24 protein-coding genes, 1 pseudogene and 1 other annotated feature are annotated in these 25,011 nt (G+C 48.3%); of the genes and pseudogenes, 21 read left to right on the top strand and 4 right to left on the bottom strand.

Annotated features, from left to right (window positions below; all coding sequences use genetic code 11):
• Positions 1-17: 17 nt before the first annotated feature.
• Complete coding sequence (sigG, locus tag FHS16_RS14735; protein WP_183563614.1) at positions 18-800, top strand: RNA polymerase sporulation sigma factor SigG; 783 nt, start codon at positions 18-20, stop codon at positions 798-800.
• Between the two features lie 45 nt (positions 801-845).
• Here sigG and FHS16_RS14730 read toward each other — a convergent pair whose 3' ends face one another.
• Together FHS16_RS14730 and FHS16_RS14725 are read right to left on the bottom strand one after the other, a co-directional pair.
• On the bottom strand, positions 846-1,136 hold the full coding sequence (locus FHS16_RS14730) for a DUF3995 domain-containing protein (protein ID WP_183563611.1): 291 nt from the start codon (positions 1,134-1,136) through the stop codon (positions 846-848).
• Between the two features lie 19 nt (positions 1,137-1,155).
• Entirely contained in the window at positions 1,156-1,716 is a 561-nt protein-coding gene (locus FHS16_RS14725; protein WP_183563608.1) for a TetR/AcrR family transcriptional regulator, read from the bottom strand.
• 210 nt (positions 1,717-1,926) lie between these two features.
• On the opposite strand from FHS16_RS14725, the gene FHS16_RS14720 reads away from it, so the two are divergent.
• The 9 genes from FHS16_RS14720 (at position 1,927) to FHS16_RS14680 (ending at position 10,090) form a co-directional block, all read left to right on the top strand.
• Positions 1,927-2,208, top strand: coding sequence for a YlmC/YmxH family sporulation protein (locus FHS16_RS14720; protein WP_183563605.1), 282 nt, complete (start codon positions 1,927-1,929; stop codon positions 2,206-2,208).
• 59 nt (positions 2,209-2,267) lie between these two features.
• Complete coding sequence (pgeF, locus tag FHS16_RS14715) at positions 2,268-3,119, top strand: peptidoglycan editing factor PgeF (protein WP_183563602.1); 852 nt, start codon at positions 2,268-2,270, stop codon at positions 3,117-3,119.
• 3 nt (positions 3,120-3,122) lie between these two features.
• On the top strand, positions 3,123-3,842 hold the full coding sequence (locus FHS16_RS14710; protein ID WP_183563599.1) for a YggS family pyridoxal phosphate-dependent enzyme: 720 nt from the start codon (positions 3,123-3,125) through the stop codon (positions 3,840-3,842).
• A gap of 3 nt (positions 3,843-3,845) precedes the next feature.
• Positions 3,846-4,295, top strand: a complete 450-nt coding sequence (locus tag FHS16_RS14705) for a cell division protein SepF (RefSeq protein WP_183563596.1) — start codon at positions 3,846-3,848, stop codon at positions 4,293-4,295.
• Between the two features lie 7 nt (positions 4,296-4,302).
• Positions 4,303-4,575 (top strand): YggT family protein, encoded by a 273-nt coding sequence (locus FHS16_RS14700; RefSeq protein WP_281379116.1) that lies wholly within the window; start codon positions 4,303-4,305, stop codon positions 4,573-4,575.
• 128 nt (positions 4,576-4,703) lie between these two features.
• Complete coding sequence (locus FHS16_RS14695) at positions 4,704-5,486, top strand: YlmH family RNA-binding protein (protein ID WP_183563593.1); 783 nt, start codon at positions 4,704-4,706, stop codon at positions 5,484-5,486.
• Between the two features lie 97 nt (positions 5,487-5,583).
• Entirely contained in the window at positions 5,584-6,081 is a 498-nt protein-coding gene (locus FHS16_RS14690) for a DivIVA domain-containing protein (RefSeq protein WP_183563590.1), read from the top strand.
• A 79-nt stretch (positions 6,082-6,160) separates the two neighbouring features.
• Positions 6,161-6,463, top strand: a binding site (T-box leader).
• A 46-nt stretch (positions 6,464-6,509) separates the two neighbouring features.
• The gene (gene ileS / locus FHS16_RS14685; protein ID WP_183563586.1) at positions 6,510-9,608 is read left to right on the top strand and encodes an isoleucine--tRNA ligase; all 3,099 of its coding nucleotides are present in this window, start codon (positions 6,510-6,512) and stop codon (positions 9,606-9,608) included.
• 143 nt (positions 9,609-9,751) lie between these two features.
• A complete protein-coding gene (locus FHS16_RS14680) occupies positions 9,752-10,090 on the top strand; it encodes a DUF5665 domain-containing protein (RefSeq protein WP_246431760.1) in 339 nt (112 codons plus the stop codon).
• 3 nt (positions 10,091-10,093) lie between these two features.
• On the opposite strand, the gene FHS16_RS14675 is transcribed toward FHS16_RS14680, so the two are convergent.
• Positions 10,094-10,822 carry a TraR/DksA C4-type zinc finger protein gene (locus FHS16_RS14675; RefSeq protein ID WP_183563580.1) on the bottom strand — a complete coding sequence of 243 codons (729 nt, stop codon included), beginning with the start codon at positions 10,820-10,822 and terminating at the stop codon, positions 10,094-10,096.
• A gap of 224 nt (positions 10,823-11,046) precedes the next feature.
• Here FHS16_RS14675 and lspA point away from each other — a divergent pair, with 224 nt between their 5' ends.
• The 11 genes from lspA (at position 11,047) to FHS16_RS14620 (ending at position 24,813) form a co-directional block, all read left to right on the top strand.
• Positions 11,047-11,568: a signal peptidase II gene (gene lspA, locus FHS16_RS14670; protein ID WP_183564198.1), complete on the top strand. Its 522-nt coding sequence runs from the start codon at positions 11,047-11,049 to the stop codon at positions 11,566-11,568.
• A complete protein-coding gene (locus tag FHS16_RS14665; RefSeq protein ID WP_183563577.1) occupies positions 11,549-12,487 on the top strand; it encodes an RluA family pseudouridine synthase in 939 nt (312 codons plus the stop codon). The genes lspA and FHS16_RS14665 overlap by 20 nt, the downstream gene beginning before the upstream one ends.
• A gap of 119 nt (positions 12,488-12,606) precedes the next feature.
• A complete protein-coding gene (locus tag FHS16_RS14660) occupies positions 12,607-13,842 on the top strand; it encodes an LL-diaminopimelate aminotransferase (protein ID WP_183563574.1) in 1,236 nt (411 codons plus the stop codon).
• 337 nt (positions 13,843-14,179) lie between these two features.
• Complete coding sequence (gene pyrR, locus FHS16_RS14655; protein WP_183563571.1) at positions 14,180-14,755, top strand: bifunctional pyr operon transcriptional regulator/uracil phosphoribosyltransferase PyrR; 576 nt, start codon at positions 14,180-14,182, stop codon at positions 14,753-14,755.
• Entirely contained in the window at positions 14,752-15,651 is a 900-nt protein-coding gene (locus FHS16_RS14650) for an aspartate carbamoyltransferase catalytic subunit (protein WP_183563568.1), read from the top strand. The genes pyrR and FHS16_RS14650 overlap by 4 nt, the downstream gene beginning before the upstream one ends.
• A 43-nt stretch (positions 15,652-15,694) precedes the next feature.
• Positions 15,695-16,981, top strand: coding sequence for a dihydroorotase (gene pyrC, locus FHS16_RS14645; protein ID WP_183563565.1), 1,287 nt, complete (start codon positions 15,695-15,697; stop codon positions 16,979-16,981).
• 63 nt (positions 16,982-17,044) lie between these two features.
• Entirely contained in the window at positions 17,045-18,190 is a 1,146-nt protein-coding gene (gene carA / locus FHS16_RS14640) for a glutamine-hydrolyzing carbamoyl-phosphate synthase small subunit (protein ID WP_183563562.1), read from the top strand.
• Positions 18,177-21,401 (top strand): carbamoyl-phosphate synthase large subunit, encoded by a 3,225-nt coding sequence (carB, locus tag FHS16_RS14635; protein WP_183563559.1) that lies wholly within the window; start codon positions 18,177-18,179, stop codon positions 21,399-21,401. Before carA ends, carB begins: the two co-directional genes overlap by 14 nt.
• Positions 21,402-21,541: 140 nt before the next feature.
• A complete protein-coding gene (gene pyrF / locus FHS16_RS14630) occupies positions 21,542-22,279 on the top strand; it encodes an orotidine-5'-phosphate decarboxylase (protein WP_183563556.1) in 738 nt (245 codons plus the stop codon).
• Positions 22,272-22,919 (top strand): orotate phosphoribosyltransferase, encoded by a 648-nt coding sequence (gene pyrE, locus FHS16_RS14625; RefSeq protein ID WP_281379115.1) that lies wholly within the window; start codon positions 22,272-22,274, stop codon positions 22,917-22,919. Before pyrF ends, pyrE begins: the two co-directional genes overlap by 8 nt.
• A 166-nt stretch (positions 22,920-23,085) precedes the next feature.
• The gene (locus FHS16_RS14620) at positions 23,086-24,813 is read left to right on the top strand and encodes a methyl-accepting chemotaxis protein (RefSeq protein ID WP_183563553.1); all 1,728 of its coding nucleotides are present in this window, start codon (positions 23,086-23,088) and stop codon (positions 24,811-24,813) included.
• A gap of 74 nt (positions 24,814-24,887) precedes the next feature.
• Here FHS16_RS14620 and FHS16_RS32835 read toward each other — a convergent pair.
• Positions 24,888-25,011, bottom strand: a pseudogene (locus FHS16_RS32835) (IS30 family transposase); the annotation flags it as partial.

The raw sequence follows: 25,011 nt of genomic DNA, 5'->3' as shown, positions 1-25,011 counted from the left end.
CTTGGGAGGTAATCACGTTGACCCGAAATAAAGTCGAGATCTGTGGAGTGGATACTTCGAAACTGCCCGTCCTAAATAATGTCGAAATGAGAGAATTGTTTACGGCATTGCAAACCCGCAATGAGTGGGCAGCAAGAGAGAAATTAGTAAACGGCAACCTGCGGCTAGTTCTTAGCGTTATACAGAGGTTTAACAATAGGGGAGAATTTGTAGACGACTTGTTCCAGGTCGGCTGCATTGGACTTATGAAGGCGATAGATAATTTCGATCTTGGCCAAAATGTCAAATTTTCCACCTATGCCGTGCCGATGATCATCGGTGAAATACGCCGTTACTTGCGAGACAATAATCCGATACGCGTATCGCGGAGTCTGAGGGATATTGCCTACAAAGCGCTTCAGGTCCGGGACAGCTTGACGAACAAGAACTCGCGCGAGCCTACGATTTTTGAAATTTCGGAGGCATTGAATGTGCCGAAGGAAGATGTCGTGTTTGCACTGGATGCGATCCAGGATCCGGTCTCACTCTTTGAGCCGATTTATCATGATGGGGGAGACCCGATCTATGTGATGGATCAAATTAGCGATGAACGCAATAAGGATGTTTCTTGGATCGAGGAAATTGCGCTTCGCGAAGCGATGCACAAGCTGAACGACCGGGAAAAAATGATTTTATCGATGCGCTTTTTTGAAGGAAAGACGCAAATGGAGGTTGCTGATGAGATCGGCATCTCGCAGGCGCAGGTGTCACGGCTCGAGAAGTCTGCTATTCAGCAAATGCAAAAGCATGTCAAAACATAAAAAAACGGTGCCTCGCGGCACCGTTTTTTTGCGTAACACAGGACATTATGAAATGGCCATCATCCAGAAGGTTACTCCGGAAAAAGCGGGCAGCCAGGCAGGACCGATCGGCGGGATGATCACTACGTGCATGAGCAGCAGGATCGCTGCAGCCCAAAAGAGGAGGATAACCGCAGCTATTTCCATGGGGCCTGGCTTAAACAAGGGCTGTTTGTTTTCGCTCTTCGTAGGAACTGCGATAGCGAAACCGCTGCGCCCGCCGAAAAGCCAATTGAAATGAATGCCTCCCACAATAAACAGCACGCCGCTCATAATTCCCGCTAATATTACCTGCATCCGAATCCCTCCATTTAAATTAAATTGACGACTCCAGAAAGGGCTTCAAAAGAGCGATTTGTTTTTCTGCTTCTCCATCGCTAGGCGGCTTGTGCTTATGACGCTCATGCCAGCCTAAGTAATAGCTGTACACTAGCTCCGACTTGCTTGCCGCATTTTCATAGCTTTGTCCGTAGTTCATAAGCAAGCTAGTCAAATAATCCAATCTTTGTTTCTCGATTGTCTGAAGAATGTCGGCGTATTCGGGTTCTGAAACGCCAAGATTGCGAAGATGGTAAATAAAATCATGGCCCTCGACGGTGCTGAACATAACCCTCAGAAGATAGTAGATCTTCTCGCGGGGGGATACTGATTCCTGTTCTTGCAAATGCGCAATAATTGAAGCGGTTGCGAGCTCTTGCCAAGACGCGATGATGCGTTTAATAAATGCTGCACGGGTTTTGAAGTACCAGTAAAAGCTTGTTTTGCTGCTGCCAAGCTGCTTGGCGAGCTTTTCAACTACTAAAGCTTCAGGTCCACCTTCAGCAAAGAGCTTTAAGCCGAGCTTGATCCAGTCTTCTGTAGCAATGATTTTGGGCATATATCCTCCTTTCTGAAAAGTTCATTTGTACGGCATCGTACATTAAGGGTAACATGAAAAACTGGAAATAAAAGTATTGTGCGAAATCGTACATAAAATCAAGCGAGGCTAACTGTTTTTTTGAGTAGAAGGACATTTTAGCCGAATTGCTCATATAGTTATAGGAGAGGTAAACGGATGATCATCCTACATGAAAAGCGGTGAACGAAAATGAAAATATCTGATTTTCAGACTAAGGATGTTATTAATATCGTAGATGGGAAAAAACTTGGGCAAATTAGTGATTTGGAGCTCGATTTGCGTCAAGGTCGCATTGATTCAATCGTTGTTCCACAGTTTACTAAGTTTTTGGGGATGTTTGGCGGCGGAGGTACAGAGGTCGTTATCCCATGGCGCAATATTGTGAAAATCGGTGCAGATGTCGTGCTCGTTCGGATGGATGATACGAAACAGCTGCGCGCGGAGGAAGAGGATTTGCACGCTCGCTCGTAACACGATAAACTGGCTTTAGCTAGTTAGCGAAACAAGCCTATAATAGAGGTGAAAACATTATGGAAGCATTTGAACATTTCCAATCAGCGAAGGGTCCTTCGCTTTTTTTATTGTCCGAATGGAATGACCTTTATACGGGAATGACAGCCGGGTTTACTGGTCGGGATGGAGGCGCAAGCGGCGCACCCTGGTCTTCTTTAAATCTAGGTTTGCACGTGGGCGATTCACAACATGATGTTATTGCGAACCGCAAACGGTTGACGGATGCGATTGGATGGAGCTTTGAATCTTGGACCTGCGCCGAGCAAGTTCACGGCAATCGCGTGTCACAGGTTACGCTCGCTGAGCGAGGACGCGGAAGAGATTCGATGGATGATGTAATTAAAGATTGCGATGCAATCATAACGGACGTGCCTGGCGTGCTGCTTGCGTCTTTCTATGCCGATTGCGTGCCGCTTTATTTCTATGATCCCCAGCATCATGCGGTTGCGCTAGCGCATGCAGGCTGGAAGGGGACCGTACAGCAAATTGCTGCGGAAACCGTACAAGTGATGACGGATGCTTACGGCACAAAACCTGAGCATTTAAAAGCCGCGATTGGACCCTCCATTGGCAGCTGCTGCTATGAGGTTGATGGTCCCGTTATACAGCAAGTACAGCAGCTATTGGAGCAGTTAGGGGTTGAGGGAGAATCGAGTCAGAAGATGCTTCAACGCTCTATAGATGGCAAGGCGAACTTGGACTTGAAAGAAATAAACCGACAGATTATGATAAAAGCAGGAATTTTGCCGATCCATATCGAATTAACAGAGTGGTGCACCGGATGCAGGCGGGATTTGTTTTTCTCCCACCGCAAAGAGGGTGGCTTGACCGGCCGAATGGCCAGTTGGATCGGCATTCAGGAGAGGTGAAGCATGTCGTTAACGTTTGAAGATAGAGTGCAGCTGGTTGAAGAACGAATCAGCAAGGCTTGCGAGCGTTCGGGTCGCAGCAGAGAAGACGTGCAGGTTATTGCCGTCACCAAATATGTGTCTTTGGACACAGCAAAAACCGCGTTATCGCATGGGTTTCGTCATTTAGGCGAAAACAGATGGCAGGACGCACAGGAGAAATGGGAAGCGATAAGCGGGGAAACAGCCAATGGAATAGACGAACAGCCGATCTGGCATTTTATCGGTTCGCTGCAATCGAATAAGGTGAAGGACGTCATTGGGAAATTTACATACATGCATTCATTGGACAGGCTGTCGCTTGCAGAAGCGATGGATAAACGAGCTTCGCAGCTTGGTATTGTCGTTCCCTGCTTCATTCAAGTCAATGTTTCAGGCGAAGGCACGAAGCAGGGGCTTGCCCCTAACGAGTTAAAAGGATTTGTGGAGCAGCTTGCTTCATTCAAGTCTATCTCGCCAATTGGCCTTATGACAATGGCTCCATATGAAGCTGAGCCAGAGCAGACCAGGCCTGTATTCAAAGCATTGCGAGAGCTTCGCGATGTCATCCAGAGCAGTTCTGCGCACGGGAAAACGATCACGCACTTATCAATGGGCATGTCGAATGATTTCGACGTTGCGATTGAAGAAGGAGCGACATGGATTCGTCTGGGCACGATACTGGTAGGGAAAGAGGAGGAATAAGATATGAGCGTAATGAACCGTTTTATGAGCTTTCTCGGCTTGCAGGATGAGGAAGAGGTCGTAGAGAGAGAACGCATTGTTCAGCCGGAGGAACAAGAAGCTGAAACTTCTCCCTTCGAGGCACGTAAAAACACAAAGAGCAATAATGTCGTCAGCATTCACTCGCAGAAAAATGTCCGCGTGGTGCTTAGCGAGCCCCGTTCGTATGACGAAGCGCAAGAAATTGCCGATCATCTTCGTTCGCGCCGTGCTGTCATTGTGAATCTGCAAAGAGTCCGCAGCGATCTTGCTGTTCGGATTGTTGATTTCCTAAGCGGTACAGTGTACGCTTTAAGCGGAAGCATCTCTAAGCTTGGCCCCAACATTTTTCTTTGCACGCCGGATTCGGTGGAAATTCAAGGTGCTATAACGGAAATGCTGGCGGAGGAGAACGACTACAACAAAATGAGGTGACCTTGAGTTGTTTAATAGTGTGGGAGATGTAATAGGTACTCTTCAAAGTATCTACAGCTTTATGATTATCGGTTATGTGCTGCTTTCATGGCTGCCGAATGCGAGAGAAAGCTTTATTGGCGTTTTTCTAGCTAAATTAGTTGAGCCCTATCTGGGAATCTTCAGAAGATTCATCCCGCCAATTGGCGGCATGCTTGATTTATCGCCGATTATTGCGCTTTTCGCATTGCGTTTCGTTGCGATGGGCTTGGTTGCGGTCATTGAATTTTTGATTCCGTAATCGGATTTTTAAAAGATAGGAAAGTATGTCCTTAGGCTATACATTCTCTATATTTCTCAGAATGAAACGCGTCGCGTCGCCAAAGGACGGCGATAGCCGTTTCACCTTACTTAAAGGAATGATTTTGCATGAAACAAGGAATATACGATCATTTCCATCCCGATGAGAAACCTTTCGTAGATCGGGCGGAGGAATGGATAGAGCGGTCCGCACAGCAGCATGAGCTGAAGCGGACCGATTTTTTAGACCCTAGACAAGCACAAATCCTTACAATACTGGCTAATCGCAACCCGGATGTCAGTGTACGGATGGACGGCGGATACGAGCAAGCAGAACGCAAGCGCGCCATTATTGGGCCGGATTATCGCAATTTGGACGATGAGAGCGTAGGCATTTCTGTTCTCGAAGTCAACGGGCCTGGCCAGGCACAACTCGATTTGGATCACGGTGATTTTTTGGGTGCCTTACTCGGACTCGGCATTAAACGCGATCGAATCGGCGATATCCATGTGCATGAGCAATTTTGCCATATTGTCGTTATGGATGAAATAGCCGATTATTTAAACATACATTTGAGACAGGTTCATCGCATTAGCGTTCTAACCGACTTACTCCCTTTATCCGGTCTGCAGGCAGTCGTTCCGAAGCTGGAGGAAATGAGCCTATCGGTTGCTTCTATGAGACTGGACGGCATTGCAAGCGATGTCTATCGCATCAGCCGTTCCAAAATCGTCGATCCAATCCGAGCAGGAAGATGCCGCGTGAACTGGAAGTCGGAGGAAGATCCTTCTGGGCAGCTGCGGGCTGGAGATGTCGTGTCATTCAAAGGACTCGGTCGATTTAAGGTGTTAGAGGTCGACGGCGTGACAAAAAAAGGCAGGATTCGAGTCAGGATTGGCAAATTTATTTAATCCAATGCAGGATTCTAACTTTGGTTGTCGAATTTGTTCTCATTCGAATTGTATTACTCGGTTGCAAGAGTCATAAATATCTTGAGGAGGTGCGCCAATGCCGTTATCGCCATTGGACATACATAACAAAGAGTTTGGCCGGAGACTGCGGGGCTATGATGAGGATGAAGTTAACGAATTTCTTGATCAGGTCATCAAAGACTACGAATCGTTGATTCGTGAAAATAAAGAGATGCAAAACCAAGTGCTCGGTTTGCAAGAGAGATTGAATCATTTCACAAACATTGAAGAAACGCTTAGCAAAACCATTATTGTTGCGCAGGAAGCGGCTGATGAGGTAAGAAGCAACGCGAAGAAGGAAGCGCAGCTGATTATTAAGGAATCAGAGAAGAACGCAGATCGCATTATCAATGATTCCCTGGCGAAGTCCCGCAAGGTCTCGCTAGAGGTGGAAGAGCTTAAGAAGCAAGCCTCCGTATATCGCGCGCGTTTCCGCACGCTGGTTGAGGCACAGCTCGAGCTACTCACCGTAGATGGCTGGGATACGCTTGAGCCGCAATCCAGACAATCGGAGCATGAGCTTACTCGAGGCTAATGAAATGTACAATTGGGCGAATCCCATTTGACATTTGACCGGCTGTTACGCTATAACTAATAGTAATAAATCGATGATCTAAACTTCGTTGATAAGAACAAGTACGTTTTAGCATCACTCCCCAGAGAGCCGGCAGCAGCTGAAAGACCGGCGTGTGAGCTATCGCGGAATATCCTCTTTGAGAAGCAGCGCCGAACCTGCGAATGCGGCAGTAAGTGCTGACGGCTGTCCCCCGTTACAGGGAACGCGAACAATTCTTGTTCGTGACTAAGGTGCCGCATGAAGGCAGCAGCTGTCTGCTGATTTCTTCATATGCTTGCTTATCGTACGATAATGCTTGCGCGGAACAAGGGTGGTAACGCGACTAAGCCTCGTCCCTTCTCATAGGGATGAGGCTTTATTTTTGTTTATAACAGGAGGCTGGAGAGATGCAACGCGTTGATGTCAAAGAACGTGCCCGCACTCGTGAGATGCGAGTGCTGGAGCAATGGAAAACGAATGAAACCTTTAAAAAATCGATCTCAAACCGGGAAGGCAAGCCTAATTTTGTGTTTTATGAGGGACCGCCTACCGCTAACGGAGCACCACATATCGGTCATGTGCTTGGCCGGGTAATCAAAGACTTTATTTGCCGTTACAAAACGATGGCCGGGTACCGTGTCATCCGTAAAGCTGGTTGGGATACGCACGGCTTGCCGGTTGAGCTTGGTGTTGAGAAGCAGCTTGGCATTTCGGGCAAGCAAGAGATCGAAGAATACGGCGTGGAGAAATTTGTGAAGAAATGCAAAGCCAGCGTATTCGAGTATGAAAAGCAGTGGCGTGAGCTGACAGAGGCAATCGCTTATTGGACGGATTTAGATAACCCGTACATTACGCTGAAAAACGAGTACATCGAAAGCGTATGGCATATTTTGTCAACGATTCACGGAAAAGGCTTGCTGTACCGCGGACATCGGGTTAGCCCTTATTGTCCGGACTGTCAGACGACACTCAGCTCGCATGAAGTCGCGCAGGGTTACGAGGATGTGAAGGACCTAAGCGCAACGGCTAAGTTCAAGCTTATCGGAACAGGCGAATATATTCTTGCTTGGACGACAACGCCGTGGACGCTTCCTGCAAACGTTGCTCTTGCGGTAAACCCCGAGCTTGATTACGTACGTGCATCCAAAAACGGCGAGGTGTACATCGTAGCTCAGAATTTGGCAGAGAGCGTGCTGAAGGATGGATACGAACTTTTATCAGTTGTCAAAGGCGCGGAGCTCATTGGTCTTAGCTACGAGCCGCCATTTCAATACGTGGCAGTCGAAAAGGGACATATCGTGATTGCAGGCGATTTCGTCAGCGACACCAGCGGTACAGGGATCGTCCATATTGCGCCGGCACACGGTGAGGACGATTACCGAGTATCTCGCGACAATGGAATCAGCATGCTGAGCGTAGTAGATTTGGCAGGCCGTTATGTTGCTGAAGTAACCGACTTTGCCGGACGTTTTGTGAAGGATGCAGAACTGGATATTGATATTGTCAAAAACTTGAGCGAACGCGGTCTGCTCTACTCGAAAGAACGTTACGAGCATAGCTATCCGTTCTGCTGGCGCTGCAAGTCTCCGTTGATTTATTACGCGATGGAGAGCTGGTTCATCAAGACGACTGCGGTTAAAGATCAACTGATCGCAAACAACAACAGCGTGGATTGGTATCCGGGGCATATTCGCGAGGGCCGCTTTGGCAAGTTTCTAGAGGATTTGGTCGATTGGAATATCAGCCGCAATCGTTACTGGGGTACGCCTTTGAATGTATGGGTATGTGAAGTGACGGGCAAGGAGTATTCGCCGAGCAGTATAGCTGATCTTAGGGCGATGGCAATCGGCGATGTGCCTGAGGACATCGAGCTTCATAAACCATACGTTGACGGAATTAAATTGAAATCGCCATTCGCGGAAGGCGCGGAGATGGTCCGAACGCCTGAAGTGATCGATGTATGGTTCGACAGCGGTTCAATGCCTTTCGCTCAGCATCATCATCCGTTCGAGAATGAAGAGTCGTTCGGCGAGCAGTATCCGGCAGACATCATTTGTGAAGGTATCGATCAAACGCGCGGCTGGTTCTACAGCTTATTGGCGGTATCAACGCTATACAATGGCAAGGCGCCATATAAGGCCGTCATTTCTACGGGTCATATTTTGGACGAGAATGGTCAAAAAATGTCCAAGTCGAAAGGCAATGTTATCGATCCTTGGGAGATCATCAACGAATATGGAACAGACGCGTTCCGCTGGGCTTTGCTAGCTGACAGCGCGCCATGGAACAGCAAGCGTTTCTCCAGAGGCATCGTTGGCGAGGCGAAATCTAAGGTTATTGATACGATTGTGAATACACACGCCTTTTACGCTTTGTATGCGTCGATTGACGGCTTCGATTACACGAAGCATGAGGAGAAGAAGTCGGACAATAAGCTTGACCGTTGGATTATCTCACGCTTGAACAGCTTGATCAGCACGGTGAATAAAGGACTCGAAGTGAATGATTTCCTTAATCCAGCCAAATCGATTGAAGTATTCGTTGATGAGCTGAGCAACTGGTATATTAGGCGTTCACGTGACCGTTTCTGGGGAAGCGGGCTATCGGCTGATAAATTGGCAGCTTACCAAACGCTTCGCAGCGTGCTGATTACTCTATCCCGTGTGATCGCTCCTTATGCTCCACTGCTGGCTGAGGATGTGTACGGAAATCTTGGCGGAGAAGGCAGCGTGCATTTGGCCGATTATCCGAAAGCGGATGAAGCCGCTATTGACGAGACGCTCGAGCGTGACATGGAAAGCGCGAAGCAGGTTGTAGAGCTGGCCCGCAACGTGCGCAACGAAACGGGAATTAAGACGCGTCAACCACTGTCTGAGCTTATCGTGTCGCTAGACCGCGATTTCAACGTGACTGATTATGAGGATATTATAAAGGATGAAATTAACGTTAAAGCGATAACGGTACAGCATTCGGACAGCGGCTTCGTCGATTTCACATTGAAGCTGAATCTGAAGATTGCCGGCAAAAAATACGGCAAGAACGTTGGTCCAATTCAAGCGCAGCTTAAAGGCTTGCAGGCAGATCAAACGCGTGGAATTGTTAATGGCGGAGCGTTTGAATTTTCGACTACGGAAGGCGAGCAGCTCTCCATCTCAATCGAGGAGCTTCTCGTAGAGAAACAAGCCAAATCCGGCTTTGCATCGGCTTCAGCTGGCGGTGTAACCGTTGCTCTGAACACGGATATTACACCTGAGCTGGAGCAAGAGGGCTGGGTGCGTGAAGTGATTCGTGCCGTACAGGATACGCGTAAGAAGCTCGATTTGCCGATTGAGAAACGGATTGACCTCGTACTTGATGTAGACGCCGTGCTTAAAGAAGCGCTGGATGCATTCGGACAGGTGCTTCAAGAAAATGTGCTCGTTCAATCGGTAGTCTTTGAATCGCTTCCTGAAATGGAAAGAGTTGTGCTTGGCGAGAAAGAAATAGGGATTTTCATCCGAGGTTAAGGATATAGTATAGAGGATAATTACTCGCAAAAAAACGAGGCCGTCGCCTACCGGCTGCTGCAGCAAGCGACTCTAAAGTCACTTGCATGCAATGGCTGGAAGGCCCGACCTCGTTTTATTGTTGGTCAAAGGGGATGCCTCTTATGAAAATAATCAACCCGGAACAACCGAAACAAGGCAACAAAGAGGATATTTCGTTAAGCAGCCTAGACAAAAGGCTGCAGAAAATTGCCGCTGACTTAGAACATACGCAAATAGCCGAATACGTTAATTTGTTGAACAGACCGAGAACCATAATTTGGAAAAATTTGCTTGCTGGTACTGCCAGAGGAGTCGGCATCGCGATCGGCTTTACCTTTTTTGCTGCGACGATCCTTTATGTGCTGCGTATTCTTGGCGCGTTAAACCTGCCGATCATCGGCGATTATATCGCGGATATCGTACGCATCGTTCAAATCCAGCTGGAAGGTAAAACGTATTAACCGTCACCTGTCCTCGGCTTCATCTGTTTCGAGACCGTGATCACCTTCGCCTGTATCCAAATAATGCAAATATTCTCGATTTCGAATGACAGAGACATGGCGGCCTGTTATGTCCGTCGCGAGAAAGCTCTCGAGCGGCTCGACATAGCCATCATTCTCATATGCATCGATGCCTACATGACCATAATCGGCAACATCTCGATTCTCAGACGTGGCGGGTGAATCCGCATTGCCCCATCGCTCGACAATTTGCCAAGCATCTTCGCCGTCGAAACCGTTGTAAGAATCCTGCTCATCCATACTGGTTCGTCCAAATGGCGGATCAAGCACGATTTCTTCAACGGGTCTCCGAAGAGATAGATGCTGCCTAGGAGCATGTTCAATGCAGTGCAGCGTATCGGGTACAGCATCAAGCCGCTCTAGCGGTATCGGTTCATTACAGGTTGCGCAAATCCCATAGGTACCGCTGGAAATGGCTTGCAGTGCTGCGTCAATACGCTGGAGATGAAGCTCCTCTTGCTCAAGCAGAGCTACATCCTTCTCCCGTTCATACAACTCAGTAGCTGTATCGCCGGGATGGTTGTCAATGGAAGTGAGCTCGCCGGTATCATCTCGAAGCGATTCAGAAAGACCGTAGTGATCATTGTTTTCCAGGCGCTGTTCGATTTCACTCTGTTCGTCCAGCAATCTGCTTTGCAGCAGTTTAATGTTTGCATTTGTTGGCCTTGTCATATGGCACCCTCCTTAGCAGGGAACATGATTGCTGTATTAGCTTTAGCCGAAACAAGGATTTTCAGTATGGGCTTCAATGGAAGATCCAGTTGCGGTACTGGCTCTCATTTGGTCCGGTATGCTACAATTGGCTGGTAATAAATAATAACGCACACGATTTGCTTAGCCGCACAAGAATCGTCATACGTTAAAAACGTGCTTTACAAAAAAATAGGAGTGATATGATGCGTTTTTATTATTACTGGATAGCGGTTTTAGTGTTTATCCTTGATTTTGCAACAAAAAGACTAATTGAAACAAAGCTTGAGATCATGGAGCAAATTAGCGTTATCGGTAATTTTTTTCTCATTACATCTCACCGAAACCGAGGCGCTGCATTCGGCATTTTGCAAGAACAGCGAGTCTTCTTCATTATCATCACAATCGTGATTGTAAGCGGCCTTATTTGGTATATTCAGGCGATGAGGAAGACTGCAAAGCCTTGGCTGCTAATCGGACTAGGGCTCGTACTCGGCGGAGCGATTGGCAATTTTCTTGACCGTCTGCGGTTTGGTGAAGTTACCGATTTCCTGCAGTTTAATTTCGGCAGCTATTCATTTCCGATTTTCAACGTGGCGGATTCGGGCATCGTCTGCGGTGTAGCACTAATACTAATTGACACCTTGTTATCTGCAAAAGATGAGAAGGAACGTTCGCAAAATGGAGAGGACAAGGATCAAAACAATCATGAGCAGCAACCTGTATAACGAGGAACCATTGGAATGGATCGCAGAGGCGGAGCAATCCGGCGAACGCGTAGATAAGTTCGTAACAGACAGCATAGATGACCAAGCCGTATCACGGACGCAAGTGCAGGAATGGATTAAAGCAGGCGCCGTTCAAATCGACGGGAAAGTGGCCAAAGCGAATTTTAAAATTATTGAAGGCAATCATGTGGTGCTTCATATACCAGCGCCTGAAGAGGCCGCAATTGTCCCGGAAAATATCCCTCTTGAGGTTATTTACGAAGACTCCGATTTGATTGTCATCAACAAGAAACGCGGTATGGTCGTACATCCAGCGCCAGGGCATTCATCAGGGACGCTTGTTAATGCGCTCATGTACCACTGCAAGGATTTATCCGGCATTAACGGCATGATTCGGCCGGGAATCGTACATCGTATTGATAAGGACACAACGGGCCTGCTTATGGCCGCCAAAAATGATCTAGCCCATATTTCACTTGCTGAGCAATTGAAGGATCATACCGTTACAAGAAAATATATCGCGCTGGTCCACGGTAATTTGCCGCATGATCAAGGTACGATCGATGCGCCAATCGGACGCGATCTCAATGACAGGAAGCTGTTTACGGTAACAGAGCGGAATAGCCGAAACGCCGTCACTCATTTCCATGTTTTGGAGAGACTTGGCGATTATACGGTTGTAGAGCTTCAGCTTGAGACGGGACGTACGCATCAAATTCGTGTACACATGAAATATATCGGTCACCCGTTGGCAGGGGATCCGGTATATGGCCGGAATAAAACGGTAGCGCTAAAAGGACAAGCTTTGCATGCGACGCTGCTTGGCTTTACGCATCCGCGAAGCGGGGAACGTTTGGAATTTGAAATGCCGCTGCCTGCTGACTTTGAATTTGTGCTTAGCAACCTGCGTTCGAGATAATTCGAAACGTGCAAAAGTGCAAACTTTTCACCACTTTATTCATTATTTAGAGCGGAGAAGTACGTTATTCTAATGGATATGTACAGATGCAAATGAAAAATAAGGATAGGTGACAAGAAATGACATCCATTAATCAAAATTACTTGGAGCTGCAAGGCAGCTATTTATTTTCCGAAATTGCCAAAAGACGTACGAAATTTATTCAGGACAACCCGAATGCTGAAATTATCAGCTTAGGAATCGGCGACGTAACTCGCGGCTTGCCCGATGCCGTTCTTCATGCCATGCACAGTGCGGTAGACGAGCTTGCCGCTCCAGGCTCATTCCGCGGTTACGGTCCAGAACAAGGCTACGACTTCCTAATTAACGCAATTATCGAAAATGACTACAAGGCTCGCGGCATCGATATTGCTACAAACGAAGTTTTCGTCAGCGATGGTTCGAAATGCGATGTCGGCAACATCCAAGAGATTTTCAGTGAAAACAGCATCGTAGCCGTTCAAGATCCCGTTTATCCGGTATACGTGGATACGAATGTTATGGCTGGCCGTTCAGGCAAATATAATCAAGAAACGAAACGTTACGAGAACATCGCTTACTTGGAATGCACGGCTGAGAATGACTTCAAGCCTAGCCTTCCTGACCGTAAGGTTGACATCATTTACCTATGCTATCCGAACAATCCGACGGGCATGACGCTTACGAAGGAAGAGCTTAAAGTTTGGGTTGATTACGCAAAAGCGAACAACTGCATCATTCTTTATGATTCTGCTTATGAAGCGTTCATCCAAGAAGAAGATGTTCCTCACAGCATTTATGAAATCGAAGGCGCACGCGAGGTTGCCATCGAATTCCGCAGCTTCTCCAAAACAGCTGGCTTCACAGGCGTTCGCTGTGCTTACACAGTCGTTCCGCGCGAGCTTAAAGGTTTGGATGCTACAGGCAATGAAGTGTTGATCAACGATTTGTGGAATCGCCGTCACACGACGAAATTCAATGGCGTTTCCTACGTGACTCAGCGCGGTGCCGCTGCAATCTACTCGCCAGAAGGAAAAGCACAAATCAAGTCCTTGGTTGACTACTACATGACGAATGCAGCAATCATTCGTGATGGTCTTGCTTCGCTGGGCTTGGAAGTATTCGGCGGCGTCAATGCTCCTTACATCTGGCTCAAAACGCCAAATGGCATGGATTCCTGGTCATTCTTCGACAAGCTGCTAACAGAAGCGAACATCGTAGGCACGCCAGGCGTAGGTTTTGGCCAAAGCGGTCAAGGCTACTTCCGTCTAACTGCGTTCGGCAGCCGCGAGAACACAGAAAAAGCAGTTGAAAGAATCCGTAAGCTTAGTCTTTAGTATCCAGCGCTATCTCTGCATAGCCCATCGGGATTCATCCACACTATGTACAAGCGGAAATCTTCGTTTTCACTTGACATTTTTCGACTGACGTGGGATAATTCTTATGATAAACAGCAGTACCTTTAACTCAGTCCCGAGAGGCTGGCAAGGTAGCGTGAATAACAAGTCAATCGAAGAGAAGAATTGGACAGCCTAGGCTGCTGCTTTCTGTGACGAAAGCAGCGAAGGCTCATACCCTAACTCTTCATGACTTCTCACAAGCTCCTTGCGATTTCTGCAAGGAGCTTTTTGTCGCAACCTGGCATTTGGACTAGAATGGAAGGAGTCAGCGGAAATGACGGAAGAAGAGCATTTGGTGATTATGGACGAAACAGCGATTCGACGTGCGTTAACGCGAATCGCTCACGAAATTGTGGAGAAGAACAAAGGTATCGACAATTGTGTGATCGTAGGTATTCGAACGAGGGGCATCTACCTGGCTCGCCGGATCGCCGAGCGTATCGGTGAAATAGAAGGAAAACCGGTGCTTGTAAGCGAGCTTGATATTACGCAATATCGCGATGACCGGAAAACGGTGATCGGCGCAGATGTTGAAGTCGCAGCAGCAATCGGTGACACAGACGGCGTACCCTTCAACGTGCAGGACAAACGAATCATATTGTTCGATGATGTCTTGTATACGGGCAGGACGATTAGGGCCGCAATGGATGCGCTTATGGACTGCGGTCGACCGCAGAGCATTCAACTTGCGGTGCTCGTTGATCGGGGCCACAGGGAGCTGCCGATCCGGCCAGATTTCGTCGGGAAGAATGTTCCGACCTCCAAGCAAGAGCAAATTGAAGTAGCTCTTTCCGAAATCGATCACATGGATCAAGTAACCATTATCAACCAGAGGGGGCAAGCCGGATGACTTTGACGCAGCTTAAACAACGGAGTTTGCTCGGACTAAAAGAGCTTAGCCAAGAAGAAATCGAATCGATTCTTGATCGTGCCGCATATTGGGAAAATCATGAAACGAAAGTTCATCATACGCTGCAAGGCAAGTTCGCAGCAAATATGTTTTTTGAGAACAGCACACGAACGCGCTTTTCTTTCGAGGTTGCGGAGAAGCGGCTAGGCGCAGAGGTTCTGAATTTCTCTGCGGCAGTATCCAGCGTTCAGAAGGGCGAATCGGTTTATGATACGGTTCGTACGCTTGAATCGATGGGAATCGACGTCGGCATCATTCGCTTGAAGCCAATCGGCGTGCTGGCCGAACTGGCAACCAAAATTAAAGTCCCGCTAATTAATGCCGGCGACGGCAATAACGAGCATCCCACACAGGCGCTGCTCGATATGTATACGATGCGCAAGCATTTTGGACAACTAAAGGGTTTGACGGTTTCGATTGTCGGTGACGTGCTGCACAGCCGCGTTGCGCGGTCGAACTTGTGGGCGCTGCAAAAATTCGGAGTCAAAGTAAACTTTTGCTCACCGCCTAATATGCAAGCTTCTGAGCTCGACGTATCCTACGTCAGCATGGATGAAGCTTTGAAATCGGATGTCGTCATGATGCTTCGCGTCCAACTAGAGCGCCATGAAAGCGGCATGCTAAGCTCGGCCGAAAGCTACCGCGAGCATTATGGCTTGACGGTGGAAAGGGCAAGCAAACTTGCCAAGCATGCGATTATTATGCACCCTGCTCCCATTAACCGAAACGTTGAAATAGACGATGAGCTGGTTGAGCATCCGCAATCAAGAATTTTTCCTCAAATGGAAAATGGAGTACCTATTCGCATGGCTGTCGTGGAGCGGGCTCTAAGCTAAATACGGCAACACAAACTGACTATTTCCGGAGGGTGAAGCAACTATGTCATTATGGATTATTAACGGTAACGTATGGAACGAAACTTCCGGCAACCTAGAGAGCAAACATATCCGCATTGAAAATGGCGTAATCGAGGCTGTCCTGGACGGTTCGCAAACGGCTGACACGGGCAGTGCAGAAGTTATTGATGCGCAGGGCAAGCTAGTATCACCTGGCTTTATTGATATGCACGTCCATCTGCGTGATCCGGGTTTTGAATATAAAGAAGATATCGCGACGGGCACACGTTCAGCAGCTAAAGGCGGTTTTACGACGATTGCCTGCATGCCTAACACACGCCCTGTTACGGATACGGCCGAGACCGTCCGCTACATTAAAAGCAAGGCGGAGCAGGTCGGGGTCGTAAAGGTATTGCCTTATGCATCCATTACCAAAAATGAGCTAGGCCGCGAATTGACGGATTTCGCATCCTTGAAAGAAGCCGGCGCAATTGGCTTTACGGATGATGGGGTTGGCGTGCAAAATGCCCAAATGATGAAAAACGCAATGGCACTTGCACAATCAATGGACATGCCAATCATCGCGCATTGCGAGGATGACACACTCGTAGAAGGCGCTTGGGCGTCGGAGGGTGCATTCTCCCGCAAGCATGGCTTGAAAGGCATTCCGAATGAGTCGGAAGCGATTCATGTAGGTAGAGATGTCCTGCTCGCAGAAGCAACAGGCGTACACTACCATGTCTGCCATGTAAGCACAGAGCAATCGGTAAGATTGATTCGCCTTGCCAAGCAAATCGGAGTACGCGTAACTGCTGAGGTATGTCCTCATCACCTGCTTCTCTCTGACGAGGATATTCCTGGGCTGGACGATGCAAATTGGAAAATGAACCCGCCGCTGCGTACGCCGCGCGACGTTCAAGCTGTTATAGAGGCGCTTGAAGATGGCACGATTGACATGGTCGTTACTGATCATGCGCCACATAGCGCTGAAGAGAAAGCACGCGGCGTACAGCTGGCTCCGTTCGGCATCGTTGGCTTTGAAACAGCATTCCCGCTTTTGTACACCAAATTTGTACGAACCGGCAAGTGGACGCTTGGCTTCCTCTTGCAGCGTATGACAGCGGACCCAGCTCGCGTTTTCCGGCTTCCGACCGGTCGCCTCGAGCAAGGAGCGCCGGCTGACATCACAATCGTCGACCTTGCAAACGAGCGAGCAGTGGACCCAAGCACATTTGCTTCCAAAAGCAACAATACGCCTTTCGGCGGCTGGAAGCTTAGCGGCTGGCCAGTAACAACCATCGTAGACGGCGCAATCGTCTGGTCAGAATAGACACGTTTATTAGCCTAGTTAATACAATATATGGGGTAAATCAACACCTGAGGAGTGATACGGATGCAAGCAAGATTATTGTTGGAAGACGGAACGTTGTTCACGGGTCTTTCATTCGGCGCAGAAGCGCAAATGATGGGCGAGGTTGTTTTTAACACTGGAATTACAGGATATCAAGAGGTACTGTCCGATCCGTCCTACTGCGGACAAATCGTGACGATGACATACCCGCTAATAGGGAACTACGGCATTACGCGCGACGATTTCGAATCCATGCGACCATTCATTCACGGGTTCGTTGTTCGACGTCACGAAGAGGTTCCGAGCAACTGGCGTGCACAATATTCGCTTGGTCAGCTTTTGAAAGAATACGGTATCCCAGGCATTAGCGACATCGACACCAGAATGCTTACGCGCAAGCTGCGCAATTACGGTACGATGAAAGGCCTTATCACGACCGGCAACGAGCGTGTCGAAGAGCTTGCAGAGCGTCTGGACATTTCCAAGTTGATGACGGATCAAGTTGCACGCACATCTACATCTCATGTTTTCTCTAGCCCAGGCCAAGGCGAACGTATCGTGCTCGTAGATTTCGGTGCCAAAAGCGGCATTCTGCGTGAGCTTACAAAACGCGGCTGCGATGTCGTCGTCGTTCCGCATAACACAACGGCAGATGAGATTCGCCGACTAGCGCCAGACGGTATCCAGTTGTCCAATGGCCCTGGGGACCCGCAGGACGTGCCTTACGCGGTCAAAATGATATCCGATCTGCTGGGTGAATTTCCGATCTTCGGCATTTGCTTAGGCCACCAGCTGTTTGCCTTAGCATGCGGCGCTGAAACAACCAAATTGAAATTCGGCCACCGCGGCGGCAATCATCCGGTGAAAGAACTCGCAACTAACCGTTGTTACATTACATCACAGAACCATGGTTATACCGTGCTTGAGGATTCGGTTAAGAACACGCCGCTATCCGTAACGCACATCAATAACAATGACCGTACCATCGAAGGTCTGAAGCATAATACATTCCCGGCTTTCTCGGTTCAATATCACCCGGAAGCAGCTCCAGGGCCTTACGATTCCAGCTACCTATTTGATGAGTTCCTAGAAATGATCCGTACGCATAAGAAAAATAACCCACAAAAACCTCGTCAAGCTGTGTTATCGGAGACGTTGAAAGGAGAGCTTCAGTATGCCCAAAAATAATGAACTCAAAAAAATTCTCGTGATCGGTTCTGGTCCTATTGTCATCGGACAAGCGGCAGAATTCGACTATGCCGGTACTCAAGCTTGCCAAGCACTGAAGGAAGAAGGGTACGAGGTTGTTCTTATAAACAGTAACCCTGCAACCATAATGACCGATACGAATATGGCTGATAAAGTATACATCGAGCCTATTACGCTGGATTTCGTTTCTCAGATTATTCGCCAAGAGCGCCCTGATGGACTTCTTCCTACACTAGGCGGTCAGACAGGCCTTAATATGGCAGTTGAGCTCGCTCGAGCAGGCGTCTTGGAGCGCGAGAACGTGAAGCTGCTCGGAACTCAGCTTACTGCGATTGAAAAAGCAGAGGATCGCGACTTGTTCCGCGACCTTATGCGTGAGCTTGAACAGCCTGTACCAGATAGTGATATCGTTACAACGGTAGAGGATGCCGTGAATTTCGCGAATACGATTGGATTTCCAATCATCGTTCGTCCTGCTTACACTCTAGGCGGAACAGGCGGCGGTATTTGCGCGAACGAAGAAGAACTTCGGGAAACGGTAGCTTCCGGTATTCGGTACAGCCCGATCAGCCAATGCTTGATTGAGAAATCAATCGCAGGCATGAAGGAAGTTGAGTACGAGGTTATGCGTGATGCGAACGACAACTGTATCGTTGTCTGCAACATGGAGAACTTTGACCCGGTTGGCGTACATACTGGCGATAGCATCGTTGTAGCGCCTAGCCAAACGTTGTCCGACCGCGAGTATCAAATGCTTCGTTCGGCATCTCTAAAAATCATTCGCGCTTTGAATATCGAAGGCGGCTGCAACGTACAGTTCGCGCTTGATCCGCAAAGCTATCAATATTATGTAATTGAAGTGAATCCGCGGGTTAGCCGATCGTCAGCGCTTGCTTCCAAAGCAACGGGCTATCCGATTGCCAAGATGGCAGCGAAAATCGCTATCGGCTACACGCTTGATGAGCTGGTCAATCCGGTTACGGGCCAAACGTACGCATGCTTCGAGCCTACGCTTGACTACATCGTTTCGAAAATTCCACGCTGGCCTTTCGACAAATTCGTCAATGCAAACCGCAAGCTGGGTACGCAGATGAAAGCGACAGGCGAGGTTATGGCAATCGGCCGCACCTTCGAGGAATCTATTCACAAAGCAGTCCGCTCATTGGAGATCGGCGCGCACCGCATTCATTTGAAGGAAGCATCATCGCTTGAAGATGCCGTACTTCGCTCGCGCTTGGAAAAGCCCGATGACGAGCGCATGTTCCTCGTAGCGGAAGCGTTCCGCCGCGGCTACAAGCTGCAAGACATTCAAGATATTACCAATATCGACTGGTGGTTCCTCGATAAAATCCAGCAAATCGTTGCTTTCGAGGATCGTATGCGCAGCGAAGCGACTTTGACGGAGCAAACGCTTTATGAAGCGAAGCGCAAAGGCTTCTCTGACCGCTCCATTGCCGAGATTCGCAAAGAAGGCTTCCCGAACGGCAGCCACACGCATGAGGATGACATCCGTGCATTGCGCGTACAGCTTAACCTTAAGCCAGTATACAAAATGGTTGACACTTGCGCAGCTGAATTTGAAGCTTCGACGCCTTACTACTACTCGACTTATGAAGTAGAGAACGAAGTTACGATTACGGATAAGCAGAAAGTGCTTGTACTCGGTTCAGGTCCGATTAGGATCGGTCAAGGCATCGAGTTCGACTACTCGACCGTACATGCGGTTTGGGCGATTCAAAATGCCGGCTATGAAGCTGTAATCATTAACAACAACCCGGAAACAGTATCGACAGATTTCAGCACGTCAGACAGACTTTATTTCGAGCCATTGTTCTTCGAGGATGTCATGAATGTTATCGAGCAAGAAAATCCGATCGGCGTAATCGTACAATTCGGCGGTCAAACCGCGATTAACCTTGCAGCACCTCTATCCAAAGCTGGCGTGCGCATTCTAGGCTCAAGTCTGGAAAGCATCGATGCCGCTGAGGACCGCAAGAAGTTCGAAGCTTTGCTTCGCAGCCTTAACATCGCACAGCCAGACGGCAAAACGGTTATTTCGGTCGATGACGCAGTCGTTACGGCGCAATCGCTTGGTTACCCCGTACTCGTTCGTCCATCGTATGTACTTGGCGGCCGCGCTATGGAGATCGTATACTCCGATGAAGAACTGCTTAGCTACATGGAAGTTGCAGTTAAAATCAATCCGGAGCATCCGGTACTGATTGACCGCTACATGCTTGGCAAAGAGGCAGAGGTAGACGCGATCTGCGACGGTGAAACGGTTGTTATTCCAGGGATCATGGAGCATGTTGAACGCGCAGGGGTTCACTCCGGCGATTCCATTGCGGTTTACCCTCCGCAATCGCTATCGGAAGATATTAAACAGCAGATCGTCGATATCACGATCAGCATCACGAAAGCATTGAATGTAATCGGACTTGTCAATATCCAGTTCGTCATCCATCAAGATAAAGTGTATGTAATCGAAGTTAATCCGCGTTCATCGCGTACGGTTCCATTCTTAAGCAAAGTGACGAACATTCCGATGGCTAACTTGGCTACCAAGGCCATTCTAGGAACGAAGCTTGCCGATCTCGGTTACGTAGAAGGCTTGTGGCCAGAGGACGAGTATGTATCTGTTAAAGTTCCGGTATTCTCCTTCGCTAAGCTTCGTCGCGTTGATCCAACGCTTACGCCGGAGATGAAGTCGACAGGCGAAGTAATGGGGCGCGACGTACAATATGCGAAAGCCCTGTATAAAGGTCTTATCGGTGCTGGCATGAAGATTCCGACTTCCGGCGCCATTATTGCTACGGTTGCGGACAAAGACAAAGAAGAAGCGACAGAATTGCTGCGCGGATTTTTCAATCTTGGCTACAAAATCATCGCTACGGGCGGTACCGCCAAAACGTTGGAAGACGCGGGACTTATCGTAACGACCGTCAATAAATTGAGTGAAGGCTCACCGAACATCCTGGATCTCGTACGCGAAGGTCAAGCGCAGTTTGTCGTCAACACATTGACAAAAGGCAAAGCTCCTGAACGCGACGGCTTCCGGATTCGCCGTGAGGCAGTTGAGAATGGCGTAGTGTGTATGACATCGCTTGATACGGTTCGCGCCTTGCTTATCATGCTCGAGACGTTGAATTTCTCTTCGCGCTCCATGCCGGTGCTGCTTCAAAAGAAATAAGCTCTCACCAGCTTAAAAGTACGGCCAGCGTTTATTGCTTGGCTAAGCATCCAAGGGCCGCAAGCCCGACAGGTGCTTAGCTGAAAGCAAACGTATGGCCGTTTATTATGCAAATGAGCATAGAAATGGGGAGAACATCAATGAAGATAACGAAAGAACAAGCAGCAGGACGGATTATGGTAGCGTTGGATTATCCAGCTGCTGAAGCTGCTGAACGGCTCATAACAGAGCTTCAAGGTATTCCTTGTTATTTGAAAGTAGGCATGCAGTTGTTTTATGCGGCAGGCCCTTCGTTTGTAAGCAGCTTGAAGGACCGTGGCTACTACGTGTTTCTCGATGTGAAAATGCATGATATTCCGAATACGGTAAAAGGCGGCGCAAACAGCATTACGAAGCTCGGCGTAGATATGTTCAATGTCCATGCTGCAGGCGGCAGCGCTATGATGGAAGCGGCGCTGGAGGGCGTTGATATGGCGTTGTCAGGCAGCAGCTTGAATAGGCCAGCCGTAATCGCGGTCACCCAGCTGACTAGCACAAGCCAAGCTACGCTGAATGAACAGATCGGCATAAGTGGTTCTGTCGAGGCAGCAGTCATTCGGTATGCAGAACTTGCCAAGAAAGCAGGACTAGCTGGCGTAGTTGCATCACCGTCGGAGGTTGAGGCCATTAAAGCGGCATGCGGCTCAGCTTTCAAAACCGTTACGCCCGGCATACGCCCGGCTGGCTCAGCTGTTCATGACCAATCACGAATTATGACGCCTGGCGAGGCTTTGCGACAAGGGACAGACTATATGGTAATTGGGCGTCCGATCACCGCTGCTGCGAATCCAAAAATCGCATTAGAATCAATCATTGAGGAGCTGATTTCCTATGAGTAAATTAACGTTAACGGAATTGCCTGATCAAATTGCCAAAAGCCTGCTTGAAATCGAGGCTGTGGCGCTGCAGCCAAATGATCCATTCACGTGGACCTCGGGTATTAAATCTCCAATCTATTGCGATAATCGTCTTACGATGACTTATCCTGCCATTCGCGATCTCATTGCAGAAGGTTTCGCAACCATTATCCGCGAGCAATATCCCGATGCTGATGTTATTGCGGGTACATCGACAGCAGGCATACCGCATGCTGCTTGGGTTGCACAAAAGCTTAACCTGCCAATGGCCTACATTCGTGATAAAGCAAAGGGTCATGGCAAGCAGAATCAGATTGAAGGCAAGGTGCTGCCCGGTCAAAAAGTGGTTGTAATCGAGGATTTGATTTCTACTGGAGGCAGTTCTATTAAAGCAGCTTTAGCTGTTAGAGAAGCAGGTGCAGAAGTGCTAGCTGTGCTTGCCATATTCACCTATGAATTCGAAAGCGCGAAACAAGCTTTCGAAGCGGAGCAAGTGCCGCTCGCTACGCTGTCTAATTACAGTGCGCTCATTGATTCCGCTGTTCAACTTGGAAAGGTTGCTGCCGGGGATGTAGCAACGCTTCAAGCTTGGAGACAAGACCCGCAATCCTTCGGTAAATAGCAGCTTTGCTGCAGCTATCAAAAGGCATGTTCTCTTGTTTAGGAGAACATGCCTTTTTTGCTGCTCATTCGACAAACAAATGTAAACATTTTAATAAATGACTATAAGCGTGGGCGCTTACCTCCGATAAATACTATAGAGATAATGAGAAGGGGCGGAGTGAAACATGAAATTGTCTTTACGATTTAGATTGGCTATGCTTTCAATTATTCCACTTGCGTTTTATGCGTATACGGGACTTTATTTGCTTGGTGAGGAGCGTTCCTTATTGGATCAAATGACAGAGGGTATATATGAGACCTCAAGCAGAGTTGATTCTCTGATTCTGAATGCGGATCGGGATATGTACCAAGCCTACCAAGCTTATTTGCAAATAGAGTCAGGCACGCTTGATCAGGCAAGTGCTGATGCGGCACGCGAAGAGCTCGCACAGAACATTAAACAAGTGGATGATCGAGTAACTGAAGCACAGGCCATATTATTCGAAAAAGGTATGCAAACGCTGGCTGAAGGGGAGTCGAAGCGCAGCATCGATCAGATACTGATTGAATTCCGTGCAAATTATAATTTCTGGACGGAGGCCGCTGTAAAGGCTGCAGCAGATGGCGTAAGCAAATTCCAAAACAGTCAAATTGATAGCAGTTTTCAAAAAAGCCGCTCCGGCATTGACGAAATCGGTCAAAGCATAGCTGCGCATACAGATCTAACCATTTCCAGCATTACAAAGGATCTGGACGAATCGCAGCTTACGTTGTTTATTTCGATTTTATTAGTGACAGTCGTCCTTGGAATTTTTGTGTTTTTTACGATTCGCCATATTATGAAAACGATCAAAAGCGTTGTTTTCAAAACCCAGCGTGTAGCTGAAGGTGACTTAACTGTCATTCCTGATGTTAAGTATAGCAAGGATGAGCTTGGCAGTATTTCAAGGTCCGTGGACCATATGATTGAGGCCATGAGCCAGCTGATTAAAGGCATCGCTGATAATGCAGCTGAAGTGACCAAATCAACAAACGAGCTGACGACTACTTCGAAAGAGTCGGCTGCTGCTGCTGAGCATGTAGCCCATAATATTAATGAAGTTGCAAATGGCTCTGAAGTACAGGCAAGAGGGGCAGAGGAAACCTCCCGTGCCATAGAGGAGATGACAATCGGTATCCAGCGCATTGCCGAGAATACCGCTTCGATTGCCGACAAATCAACCTCAACCTCAGAGCAAGCCAGCCAAGGTCACGATGCGCTATTGCGATTAATTACGCAGATGGATGAAGTGTCAACGGTCATCAATAAGCTTTCCGCAACCATTGGTACGCTGGAGCATCGGTCCAAAGAAATAGGCGCGATAGCTGACAACATTACAACCTTTGCTAATCAAACGAACATCCTGTCGCTCAATGCTTCTATTGAAGCAGCACGAGCAGGCGAGCATGGGCGGGGCTTTGCAGTTGTTGCGGGTGAAATTCGGAAGCTGGCAGCGGGTTCGCTTGCTTCAGCAGAAGGGATCCATCAGCTGGTGGATGAGACGAGGACTGAAATCACAGGCGCGTCCGCTTATATGGCCCAAACGGTTGAGGAAGTAGATAGGGGAAGCGAACGAGTGCGCGACGTTCGCCAGAATCTTGATATCATTATTGCTTCTATTACACAGATGAGCGAGCAGATCCATGAGAACTCCGCCATTACGCAGCAGATGTCAGCGAGCTCGGAGCAAGTAAGCGCGTCGATGGAGCAAACAGCGTCAACTGCGGCAGCGAACCTGGAGAAGACGGAAAGTGTAGCAGCCGCAACGGAAGAACAGCTCGCCTTGATGGATAATATTTCGTCATCCGCCAGCCATTTGAACGAAATTGTAATTGAGCTGGATCAGGCGATCTCTCATTTTAAAGTGAAGTAGACATGTCATGGAAAGCTGTCGATGGAGGTTGCGAAAGCATCTTCCGAAGACAGCTTTTTTCAAATGACGAATTGTCAAGCTAAGTGCGACACCTCGTCCATGAAAGCTTCGTGAGCCGACCTCCACCCTAGACATTTACGGGGCCGGTTGTTAATCAAACGAATGGCATCAGCGAGTTGGTCATCGGTAACGGAAGCG

It is taken from the genome of Paenibacillus endophyticus (genome assembly GCF_014192395.1).
GTDB lineage: Bacteria > Bacillota > Bacilli > Paenibacillales > Paenibacillaceae > Pristimantibacillus > Pristimantibacillus endophyticus.
The sequence above is the reverse complement of the archived record's forward strand: the minus strand, read 5'-3'. Positions and strand labels throughout refer to the sequence as shown.